This window comes from Arthrobacter sp. 7Tela_A1, from assembly GCF_049311065.1.
In the GTDB taxonomy this organism is placed as follows: domain Bacteria; phylum Actinomycetota; class Actinomycetes; order Actinomycetales; family Micrococcaceae; genus Arthrobacter_B.
In genome coordinates this window covers 38,456-57,132 of record NZ_JAXIOO010000013.1, presented here as the reverse complement: position 1 = coordinate 57,132, position 18,677 = coordinate 38,456, and the positions used below count along the sequence as shown (strand labels likewise).

At 65.6% G+C, this 18,677-nt stretch carries 14 protein-coding genes; 5 read left to right on the top strand and 9 right to left on the bottom strand.

Annotated elements, in window-relative coordinates; all coding sequences use genetic code 11:
* Positions 1-11: 11 nt before the first annotated feature.
* The 7 genes from uvrC to TVB01_RS07665 form a co-directional block, all read right to left on the bottom strand.
* Positions 12-2,051: an excinuclease ABC subunit UvrC gene (gene uvrC / locus TVB01_RS07695; protein WP_422455320.1), complete on the bottom strand. Its 2,040-nt coding sequence runs from the start codon at positions 2,049-2,051 to the stop codon at positions 12-14.
* Between the two features lie 77 nt (positions 2,052-2,128).
* Positions 2,129-2,797: a lysophospholipid acyltransferase family protein gene (locus TVB01_RS07690; RefSeq protein WP_422455319.1), complete on the bottom strand. Its 669-nt coding sequence runs from the start codon at positions 2,795-2,797 to the stop codon at positions 2,129-2,131.
* Positions 2,784-3,479, bottom strand: a complete 696-nt coding sequence (locus TVB01_RS07685; protein WP_422455318.1) for an HAD hydrolase-like protein — start codon at positions 3,477-3,479, stop codon at positions 2,784-2,786. Before TVB01_RS07685 ends, TVB01_RS07690 begins: the two co-directional genes overlap by 14 nt.
* Positions 3,480-3,571: 92 nt before the next feature.
* The gene (uvrA, locus tag TVB01_RS07680; RefSeq protein WP_422455317.1) at positions 3,572-6,466 is read right to left on the bottom strand and encodes an excinuclease ABC subunit UvrA; all 2,895 of its coding nucleotides are present in this window, start codon (positions 6,464-6,466) and stop codon (positions 3,572-3,574) included.
* 54 nt (positions 6,467-6,520) lie between these two features.
* Positions 6,521-6,898 (bottom strand): GntR family transcriptional regulator, encoded by a 378-nt coding sequence (locus tag TVB01_RS07675; protein WP_422455316.1) that lies wholly within the window; start codon positions 6,896-6,898, stop codon positions 6,521-6,523.
* Between the two features lie 102 nt (positions 6,899-7,000).
* The gene (locus TVB01_RS07670) at positions 7,001-8,917 is read right to left on the bottom strand and encodes an ABC transporter ATP-binding protein (protein ID WP_422455315.1); all 1,917 of its coding nucleotides are present in this window, start codon (positions 8,915-8,917) and stop codon (positions 7,001-7,003) included.
* On the bottom strand, positions 8,914-10,647 hold the full coding sequence (locus TVB01_RS07665; protein ID WP_422455314.1) for an ABC transporter ATP-binding protein: 1,734 nt from the start codon (positions 10,645-10,647) through the stop codon (positions 8,914-8,916). Before TVB01_RS07665 ends, TVB01_RS07670 begins: the two co-directional genes overlap by 4 nt.
* A 124-nt stretch (positions 10,648-10,771) precedes the next feature.
* Here TVB01_RS07665 and TVB01_RS07660 point away from each other — a divergent pair, with 124 nt between their 5' ends.
* Complete coding sequence (locus TVB01_RS07660; RefSeq protein ID WP_422455313.1) at positions 10,772-11,419, top strand: MBL fold metallo-hydrolase; 648 nt, start codon at positions 10,772-10,774, stop codon at positions 11,417-11,419.
* A 16-nt stretch (positions 11,420-11,435) separates the two neighbouring features.
* Here the strand turns inward: TVB01_RS07660 and TVB01_RS07655 are convergent, their stop codons facing one another.
* Positions 11,436-12,221: a trans-aconitate 2-methyltransferase gene (locus TVB01_RS07655; RefSeq protein WP_422455312.1), complete on the bottom strand. Its 786-nt coding sequence runs from the start codon at positions 12,219-12,221 to the stop codon at positions 11,436-11,438.
* Between the two features lie 69 nt (positions 12,222-12,290).
* Here TVB01_RS07655 and TVB01_RS07650 point away from each other — a divergent pair, with 69 nt between their 5' ends.
* From TVB01_RS07650 to TVB01_RS07635, 4 genes are all read left to right on the top strand, one after another.
* A complete protein-coding gene (locus TVB01_RS07650) occupies positions 12,291-14,831 on the top strand; it encodes a DEAD/DEAH box helicase (RefSeq protein ID WP_422455311.1) in 2,541 nt (846 codons plus the stop codon).
* A 10-nt stretch (positions 14,832-14,841) separates the two neighbouring features.
* A complete protein-coding gene (locus TVB01_RS07645) occupies positions 14,842-15,324 on the top strand; it encodes a GNAT family N-acetyltransferase (protein ID WP_422455310.1) in 483 nt (160 codons plus the stop codon).
* A complete protein-coding gene (locus TVB01_RS07640) occupies positions 15,321-16,625 on the top strand; it encodes an alpha/beta fold hydrolase (protein WP_422455309.1) in 1,305 nt (434 codons plus the stop codon). Before TVB01_RS07645 ends, TVB01_RS07640 begins: the two co-directional genes overlap by 4 nt.
* Before the next feature lie 107 nt (positions 16,626-16,732).
* On the top strand, positions 16,733-17,950 hold the full coding sequence (locus TVB01_RS07635) for a hypothetical protein (protein WP_422455308.1): 1,218 nt from the start codon (positions 16,733-16,735) through the stop codon (positions 17,948-17,950).
* Between the two features lie 17 nt (positions 17,951-17,967).
* On the opposite strand, the gene TVB01_RS07630 is transcribed toward TVB01_RS07635, so the two are convergent.
* Positions 17,968-18,345 (bottom strand): PLDc N-terminal domain-containing protein, encoded by a 378-nt coding sequence (locus TVB01_RS07630; RefSeq protein WP_422455307.1) that lies wholly within the window; start codon positions 18,343-18,345, stop codon positions 17,968-17,970.
* Between the last annotated feature and the right edge of the window lie 332 nt (positions 18,346-18,677).

Genomic DNA, 18,677 nt, shown 5'->3' with positions numbered 1-18,677 from the left:
CACCAGCCTAGCTAAGATTCGATGATTTCGCCGGTGGCCATGTTCACGGCCGGAGCAGTTTCGGCCCCGGCTTCGGCGAGGGACGCATGGATGACAGCAGCCATCGCGGGACCAATTCCGGGAACTTCCATCAGCGCCTCGGTGTCAGCCTGCTTGAGCTTGCGGACCGAGCCAAAATGTTTGATCAGCGCTTTTTGCTTCGCTGGCCCCAGCCCGGGGATACCGTCCAGTGCGGACGCCGTCATGGACTTCCCCCGCTTCTGCCGGTGGAAAGTGATCGCGAAGCGGTGGGCTTCGTCGCGGATGCGCTGCAGCAGGAACAGCGCTTCGGAAGAGCGGGGCAGGATCACGGGGAACTCGCTGTCCGGGACCCAGACTTCCTCAAGGCGCTTGGCAAGGCCCACCACGTAGACGTCGGAGATGCCGAGGTCAGCCAGGGCCCGCGACGCCGCTGCCACCTGCGGCCTGCCGCCGTCGACCACCACCAGGTTTGGCGGATAGGCGAACTTGGCCCTGGGCGCTGCCGTCAGTGTGTCCGCGACCGGCCCGGACGCCTGGGCTGCGTGAATTGGAGCGGCCTGGCCGGAGCCGTCCCCGGTGGGCACCGCATGGTCCGGATCGGCATCCGGAACGGCGGCAGCCGGGTCAAAGTTCTCGGCCAGATAGTGCCTGAAGCGGCGGGAGACCACGTCGTACATCGAGGCGGTGTCATCCCGCGCTGCTTCCCCGGTAATGGAGAACCGGCGGTAGTCCGACTTCTTCATCAGCCCGTCCTCCGCGACCACCATGGACGCGACGACGTTGGTGCCCTGAACGTGGGAGATGTCGTAGCACTCGATGCGCAGAAGCGGAACGGGAATCTCCAGTGCCTCCTGCAGTTCGGACAGGGCCGCGGACCGGGTGGTCAGGTCTCCGGCGCGCCGGCTCTTGTGCAGGCGCATGGCGTCTTCCGCGTTGCGCGTGACCGTCTCCATGAGCGTCTTTTTGTCGCCGCGCTGGGGAACCGAGATTTTGACCTTCGAGCCGCGCAGTCCGCGCAGCCAGACCTGCAGTTCTTCGGCATTGTCAGGAAGCACCGGGACGAGGACCTTGCGCGGGATCCTGTCGGACATGGAACCTTCCCCGTAAACCTGCTGCAGGAGGTGCTCGACGATTTGCCCGGTGTCCGTGTCTTCGACCTTTTCCACGACCCAGCCGCGCTGTCCGCGGATGCGCCCGCCGCGGACGTGGAAGACCTGGACCGAGGCTTCCAGCTCATCCTGGACCAATCCGAAGATGTCGGCGTCGGTGTCCTCCGAAAGCACCACCGAGTTGCGTTCGAAGACCTTCCGCAGGGCTGCGATGTCGTCACGGATGCGAGCCGCCGACTCGTAGTCCAGGTTGGCCACCGCGTCCTTCATCCGGCGTTCCAGGTCCTGGATGAAGCGCTTGGAATCCCCGGCCATGAAGGCGCAGAGTTCGGCGGCCAGGGCCTTGTGGTCCTCCGCGCTGATTCGGCCCACGCAGGGCGCGGAGCACTTGTCGATGTAGCCGAGCAGGCAGGGACGGCCGGTTCGTTCGGCGCGCTTGAAGACGCCGGGGCTGCAGGTGCGCACCGGGAAGACGCGCAGCAGGGTATCGAGCGTCTCGCGAATGGCCTTGGCCGGATAGAACGGACCGAAGTACCGGGTGTCCTTCCGGCGGTCCCCGCGCATGACCTGGGCGCGGGGATACTTCTCGCCCATGGTGACCGCGAGGTAGGGGTAGGACTTGTCGTCCCGGAACATGATGTTGAACCGCGGACTGAATTCCTTGATCCAGGTGTACTCGAGCTGGAGGGCTTCAAGTTCGGTGCCCACCACCGTCCACTCCACGCTGGTGGCCGTGAACACCATCGCGCGGGTCTTGGCCATGAGCTGCCGCGGATTGGCGAAGTAGGAGTTCAGCCGCGAACGGAGGTTCTTGGCCTTGCCGACATAGATGACTCGGCGGTGCTCATCGCGGAAGCGGTATACCCCGGGCTCGGTAGGGATCTCCCCCGCCCGGGGCCGGTAGGTTGCTGGATCTGCCACTGTTCCATCCTAAGTCGGCACCGCCCCGCTGCCGGACGTACGGCCGGCCGTTTCGCAGCCCGCTGAAGTGCGCCGGCCTAGGCGCCGTCGGGCTTGTTCTGGTTGTACGCGGCGCTGCGTTCCTGCCCCGAGAGTTCGGCGACGGCGTCCATCACCTGGTCGGTGACGCGCCGCCGTTCCGGGAGGGCGTGCTGGGGTCCGGTCTTGGAGAAGTAGAGCGGGCGCCCTACCGCCATCGTGAAGGGGCGGGGCTTGACCCATTTCTTTCCGGCGGGTTGGAGCTTTTCCGTTCCGATCAGCCCTACCGGCACCACGGGCGCGCCCGAGGTGAGCGCGAGCCAGCCGACCCCGGTGCGGCCGCGGTAAAGCAGGCCGTCGCGGGAACGGGTTCCTTCGGGATAGATGCCGATCCCGCCGCCGGTCTCCAGTACGTCGAGGAGCGACTTCAGGGCAGCCACGCTGGCCGCCTGCTGTCCGCGTTCCACCGGAATGGACCCTACGCTCTCAAAAAAGCTGCGCATGGCTGCCCCTTTGAGCCCCGGGGTGGTGAAGTACTCCGCCTTGGCGAAGAATCCGACCTTCCGCGGCATCAGGGCCTGGATGAGCACGCTGTCCAGGAACGAGAGATGATTGGAGGCCACGATGAAGGGCCCCGACGAGGGAACGTGTTCCAAACCGGTCACTGTGGGCCGGCACAGGCTGATCAGGCCGCGGGTGCTGGAACGGGTCAGGTTATACAGCCCCATGGGCACCTGCCGTTTCCGCTGCGGACCGTACGGCGTCCCCGAGCTGTCCGGGGAAGTCGATGACAGCGGCAGCACCGGCTGCTGCCAGTTCCCCCGGGGCAGCAAAGCCCCAGGACACCCCGATGCAGGGAATGCCGTTTGCCGCGGCACCGTGCACGTCGTGCATCCGGTCGCCGATCATGACTGCGGCCGAGTACTCTCCCGCATGTCGGTCCAGGGCAGCCCGGATGATGGATGTCTTTCCGTCAGCTGCCACGGCCCGCTCATCGGCAGGTGAACCGTGCACGGACGCGAAAAGCTGTTCCAGGCCCTGGACGCGTAGCAGGTCACCGGCAAGGGGTTCCGGCTTCTGTGTTGCGACGGCAGTGATGCAGCCGGCGTCACGGAGTTCCTGGACGGCATCGGCGATGCCGGGGTAGGGCCGGCTGGCGGCCATTCCTGTGTCCCGGTATCCCCGGCGGTAGTGCGCAATCACCGTGTCCAGCTGGTCGGCCGGCACCCGGGCTATGCGCCTCAAGGACTCTGACAGGGCCGGTCCTACCATCTGCTGGAGGTCCGCGGGCGGCGGCACGGCAAGTCCGGAAGCGGCCAGCGCCGCACTGATGCCGCCGGTGATGCTTCCTGCAGGGTCTACGAGGGTGCCGTCGAGATCGAAGAGGACCAGGAGCCGGAGTTGTTTCACCGGCCTAGCTTCCCACAGAGGAACCGCCACCGGGTAAAACATATGACGCGGAAGGAATATGTCTCCGGTGCCGGGCCACCTTTCGGGAACTCCTAGTTCAGGATCTCGGCCAGGAAATGCCCGGTGTGGCTCTCGGGCGACTTCGCCACCTTCTCGGGGGTTCCGGAAGCGACAACCTGGCCGCCGCCCGTACCTCCGTCCGGGCCGAGGTCGATGATCCAGTCGGCACTCTTGATGACGTCGAGGTTGTGCTCGATGGTGATGACGGTGTTCCCCTTGTCCACCAGGCCCTGGAGGACCATCAGCAGTTTGCGGACATCCTCGAAGTGCAGCCCCGTGGTGGGCTCGTCGAGGACGTAGACGCTGCGGCCGTTGGAGCGCTTCTGCAGCTCGGCGGCGAGCTTCACGCGCTGGGCTTCGCCGCCGGACAGGGTGGTCGCCGGCTGTCCCAGCCGGACGTAGCCCAGCCCAACGTCCACCAGGGTGTTGAGGTGCCGGGCAATCGGACTGAAAGCCGCAAAGAACTCTGCGGCTTCGGCAATCGGCATGTCCAGGATCTCGGCAATGTTCTTGCCCTTGTAATGGACTTCCAGGGTCTCGCGGTTGAAACGGGCGCCGTGGCAGACCTCGCAGGGCACGTAGACATCCGGCAGGAAGTTCATTTCGATCTTCAGCGTTCCGTCGCCGTGGCAGGCTTCGCAGCGGCCGCCCTTCACATTGAAGGAGAAACGTCCCGGCAGGTAGCCGCGCACCTTCGCTTCGGTGGTCTCCGCGAACAGCTTGCGGATGTGGTCGAAGACGCCGGTGTAGGTGGCCGCGTTGGACCGCGGGGTGCGTCCGATGGGGCTCTGGTCAACGTGGATGACCTTGTCCAGGTGCTCCAGGCCGTCCACCTGGGTGTGGCGGCCCGCGACGTGCTTGGCGCCGTTGAGCTTGCTGGCAAGCACGCGGTAGAGAATGTCGTTGATGAGGGTGGACTTGCCGGAGCCGCTCACCCCGGTGACTGCGGTGAAAACGCCCAGCGGGATGTTGACGGTGAGGTTGCGCAGGTTGTTTTCCCGCGCGCCGACGATCTTCAGCTGGCGGGCCTTGTCAATCTTGCGGCGCTTGGCCGGAATTTCGATTTTCCGCCGTCCGGCAAGATAGTCGCCCGTGACAGAGCGGGTGTTGGTCAGGAGCTCGGACAAGGGCCCGGAGTGGACGATTTCTCCGCCGGCCTCCCCCGCGCCCGGTCCCACGTCGACGATCCAGTCGGCTTCGTGGATGGTGTCTTCGTCGTGTTCAACCACGATCAGGGTGTTGCCCAGGTTGCGCAGCCGTGCCAGCGTCTCGATGAGACGGCGGTTGTCCCGCTGGTGCAGTCCGATGGAGGGTTCGTCGAGGACGTACAGGACGCCCACCAGCCCGGAACCGATCTGGGTGGCCAGACGGATGCGCTGGGCTTCGCCGCCGGACAGGGTCGCGGCCGGGCGGTCCAGGCTGAGGTATTCGAGCCCGACGTCGAGGAGGAAGGTCAGGCGTGCCTTGATCTCCTTGAGTACCTGCTCGCCGATCTTCGCCTCACGGGGGGTCAGGGTCAGGTTCTTGAAGAAGCCCGCTGCTTCCCGCAGCGCCATGCCGCTGACCTCGGCGATATTGCGCTTGTTGATCAGTACCGACAGCGACGCCGGGTTCAGACGTGCACCGCCGCACTCCGGGCAGGCAATTTCCCGCATGTACTCTTCGTAGCGGTCACGCGAGCTTTCAGACTCGGTTTCCTGGTGCTTGCGTTTGATGTACCCGATGACGCCTTCGAAGCCGGTGGTGTATTTCCGTTCGCGGCCGAAGCGGTTGCGGTATTGCACGACGACCTTGTGGTCTTTGCCGTGCAGGATGGCCTCGCGCGCCTTGGCGGGGAGCTTCTTCCACGGCACGTCCATGGAGAAGCCCATGTCCTTGGCCAGTCCTGCGAGCAGGCGGTTCCAGTACTCGCTGGTAGCAGTACCCATGGACCAGGGTGCGATCGCTCCGGCGGCAAGGCTCAGGTTCGGATTGGGAACGACGAGTTCTTCATCCACTTCCAGGCGTGAGCCGATGCCGGTGCAGACAGGGCAGGCACCGAACGGGTTGTTGAAGGAGAAGGACCGGGGCTCGATCTCGTCAATGGCCAGCGGATGTTCATTCGGGCAGGCCAGGTGTTCCGAGAAGGAGCGGATCCGCTCGGGGCTGTCCTCTTCAAGATCCACGAAGTCGGCCAGCACCCGGCCGTCGGCCAGTCCCAGCGCCGTTTCGACGGAATCGGTAAGCCGCTGCCGGATCCCTTCCTTTGCCACCAGGCGGTCAACGACCACCTCGATGGTGTGTTTGTACTGCTTGCCGAGCTTGGGCGGATCCGAAAGCTGGATCTGCTTTCCGTCCACCTTGGCCCGGGAATAGCCCTTGGCCGCCAGGTCCTTGAACAGGTCCACGAACTCGCCCTTGCGGCCCCGGACCACCGGCGCCAGGATCTGGTACCGGGTCCCCTCTTCAAGTTCCAGCAGCTGGTCCGTGATCTGCTGCGGCGTCTGCCGGCTGACCGGCTCGCCGCAGACCGGGCAGAACGGGGTGCCTACGCGGGCCCAGAGCAGGCGCATGTAGTCGTGGATTTCGGTGATGGTGCCGACAGTGGAACGCGGGTTCTTGCTGGTGGACTTCTGGTCGATCGACACCGCGGGGGAAAGTCCCTCTATGAAGTCGACATCCGGCTTGTCCACCTGCCCCAGGAACATCCGGGCGTAGGAGGACAGTGACTCCACGTAGCGTCGCTGGCCCTCGGCAAAGATGGTGTCGAAAGCCAGGGAGGACTTGCCGGACCCGGACAGGCCGGTGAACACAATCATGGCGTCGCGGGGAAGGTCCAGGTCGACGTTGCGCAGGTTATGTTCCCGGGCGCCCTTAACGACCAGGCGGGAGAGATCCGCGCCTTGAAGGGGATTCTGGCCAGAAGTCAGTGAAGTCGCAGTAGACACGCTTTCCACTGTAGATCAATCCCGATTCGAAAATGTATTCGAGGGCAGGCGTGTTCACCCCTGGCGTAGGGCTGCTTCCACGTAGGAGATCGCGGCCTTCGGATCCACCCCATTGGCCTTGACCGCGTCGGCAAAGACACGGGCAGCCTCGGCGACACGCCTGCGGCCGTTATCTCCCGCGGCAGCCACGACAGTACCTGCGCGGGACCTGGTCGTGACGATCTCCGCCTGCTCCAGTTCACGGTAGGCGCGGGCGACGGTATTGACGGCCAGTCCCAGCTGGGCGGCCAGCGCCCGGACAGGAGGAAGCCGCGTCCCGACAGCCAGGGTTCCGTCATTGGCGGCATCGAGGATCTGCAGCCGCAGCTGTTCGAAGGGCGGGACCGAACTGGTTCCGTCGATCCGCACCCAGCTGAGTACGCCGTCGTCCATGCCACCGCTTTCTGTTCTGCTGTCTGTGCCCGCCCGTGCGGGTCCTGATCCATCTTGCCACGACCGGCCTGCCGACGGGCGGCTCGTGCTGCGGCGGCGGGACTATTCGGGCAGTTCCGCGGCGGTGGCAGGTTCACTGAACTGGGAGCGGTAGAGCTCGGAATAGAAGCCGCCGGCGTCCAGCAGGGCCTCGTGTGTGCCCTGCTCCACGATCCTGCCCTCCCGCACTGCCAGGATGACGTCCGCGTCCCGAATGGTGGAGAGACGGTGGGCGATCACGAAACTGGTCCGCGCCTCCCGCAGGGCTCCGAGGGCGAGCCGGATAGCTACTTCGGTCCGGGTGTCCACCGAACTGGTGGCCTCGTCCAGCACCAGGATGGCCGGGTTGGCCAGCCAGGCGCGGGCGATCGTCATGAGCTGCCGCTGGCCCTGGCTGAGCGATCCCCCGTCAGCGCCCAGGACAGTGTCATATCCATCGGGCAGCGAACGGACGAAGTGGTCCACGTGCGTTGCGCGGGCGGCGGCAACAATCTGATCCTGGGTGGCATCCGGCGCTCCGTAGGCCAGGTTCTCCCGGATCGTTCCTTCGAAAAGCCACGCATCCTGCAGCACCATCCCGATGCAGCGGCGCACGTCGTCCCGCGTCATGTCCATGGTGTTGATGCCGTCAATGGTGATCTCACCTGCGTCAACGTCGTAGAAGCGCATCAGCAGGTTCACCAGGGTGGTCTTTCCCGCCCCGGTGGGTCCGACGATCGCGACGGTTTGTCCCGGCTTGGCTTCGAAGGAAAGATCCTGGATCAGGGGGGCGTCCGGGCTGTAGGAGAAGGACACGTGGCGGAAAGCGACGTCTCCCCGGACCCGGCCCGGCCGGACCGGGTCCTTCGGGTCGGGTCCCATCTCGGGCGCATCGAGCAGTGCGAAGACACGCTCCGCCGAGGCGATGCCGGACTGGAGCATGTTGATCAGTCCGCCAAGCTGTCCCAGCGGCTGGCTGAACTGCCGGCTGTACTGGACGAATGCCTGCACTCCCCCGATGGACAAGGCCCCGCCGGCGACCTGGATGCCGCCAACGACGGCGACAGCCACGTAGTTGAGGTTCGAAATGAACGTCATGGTCGGCATGATGATTCCGGAAACGAACTGTGCCCGGAAGGAGGATGAATAGAGCGACTCGTTGGCGGGCTGGAACCCTTCGACGACGCGCTCCTGCTGGCCAAACGCCTTCACCACGTCCTGCCCGGTGAACATCTCCTCGATATAGCCGTTCACCTCGCCCGTGGTCTTCCACTGCGCTTTGAACTGCACCTGCGAGCGCCTGGCGATCAGGATGGTCACCAGCGCTGACACGGGGACGGTAACCAGCGCGATCAGGGCCAGCAGCGGCGAGATCCAGAGCATCATGCCCAGCACACCAATGATCGTGAGCACTGAGGTGATGACCTGGGTAATGCTCTGGGACAGCGTCTGCGCCAGGTTGTCGATGTCATTGGTGACCCGGCTCAGCACGTCGCCGCGGGACTGGCGCTGGAAATGGGACATGGGCAGGCGGAACAGTTTCGCATCTACATCCCTGCGCAGGCGGTACATGGCGTTCTGCACAACCCGTGCCGTGACGCGTGCCTGTGCCCAGCCGAAGAAAAAGGAGGCGAGGTAGATGGCGAGCACTCCGGCCAGGAGGGCGGCCAGGGCATCGAAGTCGATTCCCTGGCCCGGTACGGCGTCCATGGCAGCGAGCATGTCGGCGAGCTGGTCCTCACCTGACGAGCGCAGGGCCTGCACCTGGTCCGCCTTTGGGATCCCCGGAGCCAGCGTGGCCCCGATAACCCCGTCGAAGATGACATTGGTGGCGTCACCGAGGATCTTTGGTGCCGTGACTGCGAGCGCCACGGAGACGACGCCGAACACCAGGACTGCCGCCACCCGCCACGTGTCCGGGGAGAGCAGGCGGAGCAGCCGGGCCGTGGAGGACGCGAAGTTGACCGGTTTGGCTGCCGGTGCACGCCCGTGCATGCTCATCGGGCCTCCTCCGGCGTGAGCTGGGAGGAGACGATCTCGCGGTAGGTGGGACTGGACTCCATCAGCTCGGCGTGGCTGCCGATCCCGGAGATGCGCCCTTCCTCAAGAACCACGATCCGCGCGGCGTCCGTGATCGTGTTGACCCGCTGGGCAACGACCACCACCGTCGCGTGCGCTGTCCTCTCCTTCAGGGCCGCGCGGAGCCTCGCATCAGTGGCGAAGTCCAGGGCCGAGAAGCTGTCGTCGAAGAGGTAGATATCCGGCTGGACCACCAATGCCCTGGCGATGGCCAGCCGCTGCCGCTGCCCGCCGGAGAAGTTCCCGCCGCCCTGCTCCACCCCGTGATCCAGTCCGCCCTCGGCCGCGCGCACGAAATCCGCCGCCTGGGCAATCTCCAGTGCCTCCCAGAGTTCGTCGTCGCTGGCGTCCGGCTTACCGAACCGGAGGTTGGTGGCAATGGTCCCGGAGAACAGGTGTGCCCGCTGCGGGACCAGGCCGATCCCGCTGCGGAGGGACTGCAGCGTTACCGCGGCGGTGTCCTGTCCGTCTACGGTGATGTGTCCCGCAGTCGGGTCCAGCAGCCGCGGCACCAGGTTGAGCAATGTGGACTTCCCTGACCCCGTGGAACCGATAATCGCCGTCGTCTGGCCCGGAAGCGCTTCGAAACTGATCCCGTGCAGTACCGGGTCCTCGGCACCGGGATACGTGTAGCCCACGTCCGAGAACACCAGCCGGCCGCCGTCGTACTCCAACTCCCCGGCACCGGGCGCGTCCTGCACGCTGGTCCGCGTGTCGAGTACCTCATAAATGCGCTCTGCGCAGACCGCCGCGCGGGGAAGCATCATGATCATGAACATGGACATCAGAACCGCCATCAGGATCTGCATGATGTAGGCAATGAAGGCGGTCAGGGCGCCAATCTGCATCTGCCCCGCGTCGATCCGGAAGGCTCCGAACCACACCACCGCAACGGTTGCCAGGTTGGCCACCAGCATCGTTGCCGGGAACAGCAGCGCCAGATACTGCGAGACCCGCAGCTGGGTGCCCGTGAGATCGCCGTTGGCGCCGTCGAAGCGCTGCTGCTCTGTCCGTTCCCGGACGAAGGCACGGATGACGGCGATGCCCATGATCTGCTCGCGCAGGACCCCGTTGACCCGGTCGATCTGCCGCTGCGCCCTCCGGAACAGCGGGACCAGGCGCCGCAGCACCAGGATGATGACCGTGAACAAGACCGGCAGGATCAGCAGCAGGATCCCGGAGAGCGGAATGTCCTGGTTCAAGGCCAGCAGGACACCGCCCACCCCCATGATCGGGGCGGAGACCATCATGGTCATGGTCATCAGCAGGGACATCTGGACCTGCTGGACATCGTTGGTGGTGCGGGTAATGAGCGACGGCGCACCGAACATCCCCACCTCCCGGGCGGAGAATGTCTCCACGTTGGTGAAGAGCGCGCCGCGCACGTTCCGTCCCACCCGCATGGCGGTCCGGGCGGAGTAATAGGTGGCCGCGACGGAACACACGACCTGCCCTGCAGTGACCGCAAGCATCCACGCACCGATGGACAGTATGGTCCCGGTATCCCCCTTCACGACACCCTGGTCAATGATGTCCGCGTTCAGCGTGGGCAGGAAAAGCGTGGCAGCGGTCTGCAGGAACTGCAGGATGACAACGATTGCGACGGCGCCCTTGTAGGGTGCCAGGTTTTCTCGAACGAGCCTTACAAGCACCCTGTCCTCCCGGGATAGCCCGGCAGTACGCCGGCACCATAAGAACGTACGCCCGGCACCGGAGAGGTACAAGGGATTGGCGCGTCTCCGTGCGCGGCTCTCCGCGGCCTCTAGACTAAGGCGCATGCTGGATACCCAAAATGTTTCTATTCGAAGTGCCTCCGTGGGTTCCATGGACAACAACGTCTATGTGCTGACGGCGAAGAATTCAGGAGACCAGGTGCTCATCGATGCGGCGGATGATTTCGGGCGCATCCGGGAGGTGCTCGACGCCGGTGCAGCTGACCTGGACGGCGGAGCCTCCCAGGCCTCCGTGCGGATGATCATCACGACGCACAGCCACTGGGACCATGTGCGGGCGCTCGCCGAGGCGGCCGAGGCCACCGGTGCGCGCACCGCTGCGGGTTCCGAAGACATCGCCGACATTCCGGTCCCGACGGACCTTCCCCTCCACCACGGCGATGTGCTGGACTTCGGCGGGTTCGACCTGGAAGTCATCAGCCTGCGCGGCCATACCCCCGGATCCGTTGCCCTGCTCTACCGGGACCCGGCCGGCCCCGCCCATGTGTTCACCGGTGATTCCCTCTTCCCCGGAGGCGTCGGCAATACGCAGAAGGATCCGGAGCGGTTCTCGTCGCTGATCAACGACGTAATCGAACGTATCTTCGAATACCTGCCGGATGACACGATCGTGCACCCGGGCCACGGCGCCGGGACCACCCTGGGAGCAGAGCGGCCGCACCTGGCGGAATGGAAAGAGCGCGGCTGGTAGCAGCTGCCCTGCCCGGTCAGGCGCGCTTCCGGGCGGCCAGGAAGATGCGCCGGAACGGAAAGACGGTTCCCCAGCTCTTGGGCGGGTAGGCAGTCCGCAGGAGCTGGCCGTACTCGGCTTCGAAAGCCCGGTAATCCCCGCCCGGAAGGGCACTCATGACCGGACGAAGTGCTGTGCCGCGCACCCAGTCAAGGACAGGGTCGTTTCCGGGCAGAACCTGCTGGTAGCTGGTTTCCCACACATCAGCGTCGTACCCGGCCTCTGTCAGCAGTTCCAGGTACTCATCCGGCTCAGACACCGAGTCTTCTCCCCGGAGGACACCTGCGAGCACGGAGGACCACCGGGGAGCCTGGGCCAGTTCGCGCATGAGCACATGGGAAAGCGCTCCGAAGTTGCCCGGCACCTGGACAGCAATCCACGACCCGGCATCTAGCTGCTTCGCCCACCGCCGGAGGAGGTCCTGGTGTCCGGGAACCCATTGCAGTGCCGCATTGGACAGGAGCACGCCGGGGCCCTGCCCCTTCGGCGGTTCCCAGTCCTGGATGCTTCCAACGGAGAAATCCAGGTTGGCCGGCGCGCCCTCCATGGCCCGTGCCGAGCCGATCATGTCCGCAGACGAATCGATCCCCTGCACTGCTGCGTCCGGCCAGCGCGCGGCCAGGACTGCGGTCAGTTCCCCGCTCCCGCAGCCGAGATCAGTGACCCATGCCGGAGCATCTGCCCCGACCCTGCCCAGCAGGTCATGGAAAGGCCTGTCCCGGAGGCCGGAGAAGCGCGAATACTGTGCGGGATCCCATTTCATGGCCGCGAGCCTAACAGTCCGTACTGCCGCGAACGGGCATTTCCCCCGCCCGGCTAGGCTGGTACTGCAATGAAACTACTTGAGCAGCTGCCCGCCGCAGCATCCAACACCACCACCGTTGACCCGGACGCCCTCTACATGGCCTTCCTGGAATGGGTGGAAAGCCGCGGAATGTCCCTGTACCAGGCCCAGGACGAGGCCGTGATGGAACTGGTGTCCGGCCACAACGTCATCCTCGCCACACCTACGGGGTCCGGAAAGTCCATGGTTGCCATTGCGGCGCACTTCTACGCCATGGCACTCGATGAACGCAGCTACTACACCGCTCCTATCAAGGCACTGGTGTCGGAGAAGTTCTTTGCCCTCTGTGACATTTTCGGTGCGGAGAACGTCGGGATGGTGACCGGGGATTCCTCGGTGAACAAGGACGCCCCCATCATCTGCTGCACAGCCGAGATCCTCGCGAACATCGCCCTGCGGGAAGGGCCAGACGCCGACGTCGGGACCGTCATCATGGACGAGTTCCACTTCTACTCCGATCCGCAGCGGGGCTGGGCCTGGCAGGTTCCCCTGCTTGAGCTGCCGCAGACGCAGTTCCTGCTGATGTCCGCCACCCTCGGCGACATGACCCGGATCGCCGCGGATCTTTCCGAGCTCACCAACCGGGATACCGTCACCGTGACGTCAGTGGAGCGGCCCATCCCGCTGCACTACTACTACGTCGAGACGCCCGTCCAGGAATCCCTGGAAGAACTGCTCGCCACCAAGCAGGTTCCGGTCTATGTGGTCCACTTCAGCCAGATCGAAGCGATCGACCGTGCCCAGGCCCTGATGAGCATCAACGTCTGCACCCGGGAGGAAAAGGACCGGATTGCCGAGCTGATCGCCGGTTTCCGTTTTGCTCCGGGCTTCGGCAAGACCCTCAACCGGCTGGTCCGGCACGGGATCGGCGTGCACCACGCTGGCATGCTTCCCAAGTACCGGCGCCTGGTGGAGCAGCTGGCCCAGGCCGGTCTGCTGAAAGTCATCTGCGGAACCGACACCCTCGGCGTCGGCATCAACGTGCCGATCCGCACCGTGCTCATCACGGCGCTCAGCAAGTACGACGGCGTACGCACCCGGCCGCTGAAGGTCCGCGAATTCCACCAGATCGCCGGGCGTGCCGGCCGGGCCGGTTACGACACGGCCGGGACCGTCGTGGTGCAGGCCCCCGAGCACGTGATTGAGAACGCCAAGGCGATGGCCAAGGCCAAGGCGAAATTCGGCGATGACCAGAAGAAGCTGCGCCAGGTGGCAAAGAAGAAGCCGCAGGCAGGGTTTGTCTCCTGGGGTGAACCTACGTACAAGAAGCTGGTGGAGGGCACTCCCGAGCCGCTGACCTCCAGCTTCGACGTCACCCACGCCATGCTGCTGAACATCCTGGAACGTCCGGGGGATCCGTTCCGGGCCGCGAAGCACCTGCTCACCCACAACCACGAGACCCGTGCTTCCCAGCTGAAGCTCATGCGCAAGGCACTGGGGATCTACCGGGAACTGAAGACCGCCGGGATCGTCGAAAAACTCCCCGCCCCCGAGCCGGACGGCCGCACTGTCCGGCTGAAGGTGCACCTGCAGCCGAACTTCGCGCTGAACCAGCCGCTCTCGCCGTTCGCCATGGCTGCCCTGGAGATCCTGGATCCGGAGAGCCCTTCCTACGCCCTCGACGTCGTGTCCGTCATTGAAGCGACGCTGGAGAAGCCGCGCCAGATCCTCTCCGCGCAGGAAAAGAAGGCGCGCGGCGAAGCCGTGGCGGCGATGAAATCCGAGGGCATCGAGTACGAACAGCGGATGGCGATGCTGGAGGAGGTCACCTATCCCCAGCCGCTCGCGGAGCTGCTCTTCCAGTCCTTCGAGGTTTACCGTTCCTCCGCCCCGTGGCTCGGTGACTTTGAGCTCACGCCCAAGTCGATCGTCCGTGATATGTACGAACGTGCCATGAGCTTCGGCGAATACGTGGCCTTCTACTCCCTGGCCCGGTCCGAGGGCGTGGTGCTGCGCTACCTGTCGGACTGCTACAAGGCGCTGTTGCAGACCGTGCCGCCCGAAGCCCTGCGCGAGGACCTCTCCGACATCATCGAATGGCTCGGGGAACTGGTCCGCCAGACGGACTCCTCGCTGCTGGACGAATGGGAGGAGCTGGCAGCCGGGGTCGATTCCTCAGCGGGCAGCGAACCTGTCCTGCCGCCGGCACCGGACAAGCTCACGGCCAACACGCGGGCGTTCCGCGTGATGGTCCGTAATGAGATGTTCCAGCGGGTCAAGCTCTTCGCAGATGAGGACGATACCGCCCTCGGAGCCCTGGACGGCGGCTCGGGCTGGGACGCGGAACGGTGGGCCGGGGTCCTGGATGACTACTTCGAAGAGCATGAGGACATTGATGACGGGCCCGAGGCCCGCGGCCCGGCGCTGCTGATCATTAAGGAACTGGCCGATAAGTGGGAAGTCCGGCAGATCTTCAAGGACCCTGCCGGGCACCTGGACTGGGGCATCAATGCAGAAGTCGACCTCGCGGCGTCTGACGAAGCCGGCTCGGCCGTCATCCGGATCATCCAGGCAGGGCGCCTGGACTAGGCTGGAAACCATGCAGATTCGAGCCGCCCGCAAAGACGACGTTCCCGTCATCCTCGAGCTCATCCATGAGCTGGCTGTCTACGAAAAGGAACCGGATGCGGTTCGGAACACCCCGCAGGCCCTGGCCGGCCACCTGTTTGCCGAGCACCCCGCGGTGTTCGCGCATGTGCTGGAGGACGCGGCAGGCGTGCAGGGATTCGCCCTGTGGTTCCTGAACTACTCCACCTGGGAAGGGGTTCACGGCATCTGGCTGGAGGACCTCTACGTACGTCCGGAGGCCCGGGGCCGCGGCTACGGGAAGGCGCTGCTGCGCAGCCTGGCCCAGCTCGCCGTCGAGCGCGGCTACGCCCGGGTGGAATGGTGCGTCCTGAACTGGAACGAGCCGTCCATTGCCTTCTACAAGTCCCTGGGTGCCCAGCCAATGGATGAGTGGACGACCTACCGCCTCACCGGCGGAGCACTGGAGGACTTCGGCACCCCGGGCGCGGCATGAGCGTGGCACACACCGCTTCGGAACCGGTGAATGTCCGCGGCATGCGGGTGGTGGAGCACCGCTTCGCTGTTCCGCTGGATCATAAGCAGCCCGACGGCGAACACATCACTGTTTTTGCCCGCGAGTACTCGGACCCCGGGGTCTCCCCCGGCGCCGGCCTTCCCTGGCTGCTGTACCTGCAGGGCGGACCGGGAGGCAAAGGCAGCCGGCTGCTGCAGTTCGGCGGCTGGACCAAGGCTGCCTCGCGCCGCTTCCGCATCCTCATGCTGGATCAGCGCGGCACCGGACTCTCGACGCCGGCCAACCGGCAGAGTCTTGCCCTGCGCGGGGACGCGGCAGCGCAGGCGGAATACCTCAGCCATTTCCGCGCGGATTCCATCGTGGCGGACGCCGAACTCATCCGGAACGCGCTGGGTTCCGGTCCGTGGAGCATCTACGGACAGTCCTACGGCGGGTTCTGTGCGCTGACCTACCTTTCCTTCGCGCCGTCGGGCCTCAAGGAAGTGCTGGTCACCGGTGGCCTGGCGCCCCTGTCCGGGCCCGCAGACCGGGTTTACCAGGCAACTTTCAGCAGGGTCGCGGCACGCAACGCCGAGTACTTCGCCAAGTACCCGGGCGACCGGGAACTCACCACCCGGATTGCCCGCCACCTGGACACCGTGCCCGAGTACCTTCCGGACGGAACCCGGCTGACGCCCCGGCGGTTCCAGATGGCAGGTTCCTATCTGGGCGGCAACACCCGTATGGACGGGCTGCACCATCTGCTCGAAGAGGCTTTCATCGACACCCCGGACGGACACAGGCTTTCTGACACCTTCCTGGCCGGCATATGGCAGCTTGCCGAGCGTTCCACCAACCCGCTGTACGCCCTGATGCACGAATCGATCTACGCCCAGCGGCAGGCAACCGGATGGGCCGCCTGGCGGGTTTTGCAGTCCCGGCCGGATTTCCTGCCCGACGCCGCGGAACCGCTGTACACGGGCGAAATGGTCTACCCCTGGTACTTCGATGAAGATCCGGCGCTGTGTCCGTTGAAGGGGACCGCCGAACTGCTGGCCGCGAAGTCCGACTGGCCGGACCTCTACGACGCCGGGCAGCTGGCCCGCAACACTGTTCCGGCCGCTGCGGCCGTGTACACCCACGACATCTATGTGGACCGGGACCTGTCGCTGGAGACTGCCGCCGCCGTGCAGGGGCTGCAGGTGTGGGAGACGGACGAGTTCCACCACGACGGAATTGCCGACGACGGTGAAGGTATTTTCAAGCGGCTGCTGGGCATGGTGCGCGGCGAGAGGCCCTGAGCAGGCACCTTCCGGATTCAGGCGGCCGAGTTCCGGCAGCCTGTGGCTGGCGTCAGGATTGCGGAATACTCTGGCAGCAGCAGCGGATACCGGCGGAAGGCCAGGCCATGGCACCCAGCAAGCGTTACTACATGTCATCCCGGCCCCGGCCCGGTGCAGCCCCTCCGAAGGCCCCGGCGTGGCGCCGGATCACCTCAGCGGTGCTGGGCGTGCTGGCCGCGCTGCTGCTCATCGCGTCGGTGACGGCCGGTTATGCAGGCAGCCTGGTCGCCAACACCGACCGGTACGTGGCCACGGTGGGGCCGGTGATCCACGACCCGGCGGTGCAGTCCGACCTCTCCGGGCAGATCAGTGAGCAGATCACCAGCCGGCTGGATGTGAGCACCTCCGTCAACGATGCGCTCTCCGGAATTGACGACTCACGGGCAGCGCAGGCACTCTCAGCTGCCATCGCACCCATGGTCGCAGACCGGACCAACGCGCTCATCGACAACACCGTCGCGAAGGCGGTCGCCAGCCCGGCCTTCGCCACCCTCTGGACGGACGCGAACCGCAAGGCCCATGAAGTCCTGGTCCGGGCCGTGCAGGACGATCCCGGCGGCATCGCCGCCATTGCACCAAACGGAGACATCACCGTATCCACCACAGCGATGATCGGTGAAGTGAAGTCCCGGCTCCTTGCCCAGGGGGTGTCCGCGGCTTCAGCCATTCCGGATGATGCAGGCCAGGATTACACCGTCTTCAACGCTCCGGGGCTCGCGTCGTCGCTGTCAGCGCTGAACACTCTGGGTACGGTCACCGCGGTCCTCCCGTGGCTGACTGCGGCGGCCGCCGCCGCCGCAGTGCTGACGGCCCCGAAGGGCCGGCGGCTTCGCTCTGGACTCGTCATCGCCGTGTCCGGTGCCGCGGCCGGGCTGGCAGCGGTACTGGTGCTGCGGGTCCTCCAGCAGGCAGGAATCGATTCGGTCACCGGCAGTGCCCTCTCACCGGATGCCGCGGCGGTCCTCACGGGGGCGTTCCTGGATCCGCTGGCAGCAGCCCTCCGGACAGTGGTGGTCCTGTCCGTCCTGGCGGTGCTGGTGCTCTGGGCCGCCGGACATACCAAGCGGTGGGAACCGTGGGCCCTGCGGCATCAGCGGGTATGCCAGGCCGTGGCCGCAGGAATCACCGTGCTGGTGCTTTTCCTTCCCGGCCTGACCGCCGGGACCACCATCGGCATTGCGCTGGTGATGGTAGGCGTAATCGTGGTGCTCGAGGTGCTGGGCAGGCGTTCCCGGGCGCCGCTGGCGGCGGCGTCCGGTCATGGTCCTGCGGCTGCCGGCTAGGAACAGCCGGCTGACGGTCAGGCGAGGGCTTTGGCCTTCAGCCTGCCGAACTCGTCGTTGGTGATCAGGCCTTCATCCAGCAGGGATTTCGCGGACGAGATCTGCTCCGCCGCACTCTGGCTGCCGGCAGCGCGTCGAATATAGGCGTCTGCCTGCTCCTGGGATTCGCTGGCCCTGCGGGCACTCCGTGATGCCATGCCGCGGCCGCGCGCAATGACGTAGACCAGGGCCGTGATGTAGGGGACGAAGAGGAGGAAGAAGATCCAGACTGCCTTCACCCAGCCGTTCGTGGAGTCATCGCGGAAGAGGTCCACGAAGATCTGGAACAGCAGCATCAGGTAGGCGAAAACAAAGAAAACGGCAACGATGGACCACAGTACCTCGAAGAAGTTCATGGCTGCTCCTTAGGAGCGTCAAACCGAAAACGAAGTGACCCCGCAGGGCCGTGGGTTTCCCCTCCGGAGAGGGACGGTAGCTGTAGGGGAAGGCTAGCACCAGCCTTCCCGGCAGGCACCGGCAGGCGCAAACTCCGGACCCGCCGGTGCGGATACCCGGGCCCTGAATACGCCGGCGGCGGCCCCCTTCCTGCCCGGGAACCGCCGTCGTGCTGCTGCTTGTTAGTGCCTGCCGGCTACTTCTGGCTGCCGGGATCGCGGGGATCGCGCGGGTCCGAAGCGAGGAACCGTGCCCGGGCCTCATCCGTGATCTCGGGAAGTACGACGTCGGA

Bases quoted from the DNA above. Each gene is read 5' to 3' on its own strand.
- TVB01_RS07690 (WP_422455319.1), bottom strand. From the start codon at position 2,797: ATGGGGCTGTATAACCTGACCCGTTCCAGCACCCGCGGCCTGATCAGC.
- TVB01_RS07675 (WP_422455316.1), bottom strand. From the start codon at position 6,898: ATGGACGACGGCGTACTCAGCTGGGTGCGGATCGACGGAACCAGTTCG.
- TVB01_RS07670 (WP_422455315.1), bottom strand. From the start codon at position 8,917: ATGAGCATGCACGGGCGTGCACCGGCAGCCAAACCGGTCAACTTCGCG.
- TVB01_RS07660 (WP_422455313.1), top strand. From the start codon at position 10,772: ATGCTGGATACCCAAAATGTTTCTATTCGAAGTGCCTCCGTGGGTTCC.
- TVB01_RS07655 (WP_422455312.1), bottom strand. From the start codon at position 12,221: ATGAAATGGGATCCCGCACAGTATTCGCGCTTCTCCGGCCTCCGGGAC.
- TVB01_RS07650 (WP_422455311.1), top strand. From the start codon at position 12,291: ATGAAACTACTTGAGCAGCTGCCCGCCGCAGCATCCAACACCACCACC.
- TVB01_RS07645 (WP_422455310.1), top strand. From the start codon at position 14,842: ATGCAGATTCGAGCCGCCCGCAAAGACGACGTTCCCGTCATCCTCGAG.
- TVB01_RS07640 (WP_422455309.1), top strand. From the start codon at position 15,321: ATGAGCGTGGCACACACCGCTTCGGAACCGGTGAATGTCCGCGGCATG.
- TVB01_RS07635 (WP_422455308.1), top strand. From the start codon at position 16,733: ATGGCACCCAGCAAGCGTTACTACATGTCATCCCGGCCCCGGCCCGGT.
- TVB01_RS07630 (WP_422455307.1), bottom strand. From the start codon at position 18,345: ATGAACTTCTTCGAGGTACTGTGGTCCATCGTTGCCGTTTTCTTTGTT.